This is a genomic window from Methanocalculus taiwanensis (assembly GCF_024372745.1).
GTDB lineage: Archaea > Halobacteriota > Methanomicrobia > Methanomicrobiales > Methanocorpusculaceae > Methanocalculus > Methanocalculus taiwanensis.
This window is the reverse complement of record NZ_VOTZ01000065.1, coordinates 1-1,636: the sequence shown is the minus strand read 5'-3', so window position 1 is coordinate 1,636 and position 1,636 is coordinate 1. Positions and strand designations below refer to the sequence as shown.

The 1,636-nt window shown below is 47.9% G+C and carries 1 protein-coding gene; it reads right to left on the bottom strand.

Features of this window, described 5'->3' with window-relative positions; genetic code table 11:
* Positions 1-3: 3 nt before the first annotated feature.
* Positions 4-1,614: an IS1634 family transposase gene (locus FTO68_RS11795; protein WP_438362310.1), complete on the bottom strand. Its 1,611-nt coding sequence runs from the start codon at positions 1,612-1,614 to the stop codon at positions 4-6.
* Positions 1,615-1,636: the final 22 nt, after the last annotated feature.

The window sequence follows — 1,636 nt, the reverse complement described above, 5'->3', positions numbered from 1 at the left end:
CACTCATAACGAGGCTGGCGGCTTCACCCCCAGAGCATGATACAGATCCTCTTGTTTTTCAGTCATCTCACCCACCCGCAGTGCTCTCCCCGGCTCCTCGAAACACTCGATAACATCCAGCTTGTCCAACAGACTCGGCAACGTGTACTCTTTGAGAAGACCCATCACCTGCATCTGTTTCTTGATATAGGAAATATAGATCAGCGCCACAAACATGACAAACAACTTCCCGTCAAGACTCTGCTCTGAAGAAACCAGAGTACGCCGCATGTTCAGCCGCTCTTTTGCGTTTCCAAAAGCCTTCTCAACCACATCTTTGTTCCGATAGAGTTCAAGAGCGGTCACTGCATCCATCGTCTCATTGGTGATCAGCGCAAAGAACCCATAATACCGTCTGACTATGGCAATAGCCTCTTCCCGCACCTGTGCTTTTGTACCTCGCACAGGCGTTGTCTTGACCGTGAAATACTTCTCGTACAGCTTCTGATGTTCAGGTTCCCGATTTCCTGATTCCAGCTCCTGTTTCAGTGTAATCAGCTGGCGATCAAAGTCTTTCTCATCCTCGGCTGCCTGGTCGATGTTATAGTAATAGTGAATATACAGGCGGCGAGGTTCCTCAAGAGTATCGCCCTTATTTGGTCGGTGCTGCGTATAATTCCAGGTGGTTCGAACAGTTCGATAATAGAGTTCATGATCATCATTGTAATATTCGAAGCTCCGGAATGTATCGTAGATTGGATCCAAGTGCTCCCGGATATAGACGAGAGACATCTTGGTAGCCATAAGAAACTTGACATGGCTCTGAAACAGGCGGTTGATATTCTCCTTTGTAGAAAAACCCCGGTCCATCACCAGTTTCACCCGTGAATACCCAAGGATATCCAGTTCTTCAAGAAAACGGCGGATCGTCTTGCTATCAAGAATATTGCCTGGAAGTTTTCTGTAGTAGAATGGCAGGTTAGACTCTTGTCCAAAGACCAGAGCCAGATTCAACTGGGGCAGTCGATCATGCTCCTTGTTGTGGCCATACTGTACTTGTTTGAGAGTTTCTGAGTAGCTGGAGATAGTTGTTATATCATAGGCCCAGAACTCGTTTTCCAGCCATCTCTTTCCCTGGAGCGTGAAGAATTGTTGTTTGTTTTCCTCAGTGATACTGGCAAACAGCTCGCTGCTGCGTTGTGAGGTGATCGTGGTGCCATAGGGATGTTTGTGGAGGAGCCCCCATTTCTCAAAGCGGTAGAGCGGTTTTGTGTCTTCAAGAATCAGGTAGTATGCGATAGATACGATCTGTTTGTAGGTGTTGGGAAAACACTGTTTCAGATCCAGGGTGATCCCCAGGTTCTCACCGATAGCATCCAGCAGATAGGTGGCTCCATAAAAGGAACGCTGTACCTTTGCTCCCCCCTTCGATACCGCTTTACCTGGCATAGCATCCCCTTTTGCGTTTCGGTTTCTTCCGTCAGTGGGGACGATCTCTCCTGTTTCTTTATCGACCCGGCCGATCAGGGTACGTCTGGCACGAGATTGTTTCTTCTCTTTGTCCCAGTACGATACAGATTGATAGGCATAGGTGATCCCGGATCGTTTATCTGTTTGGTAGACAATTGCCGCCAATGTAGCCCACCACTCGTTATGT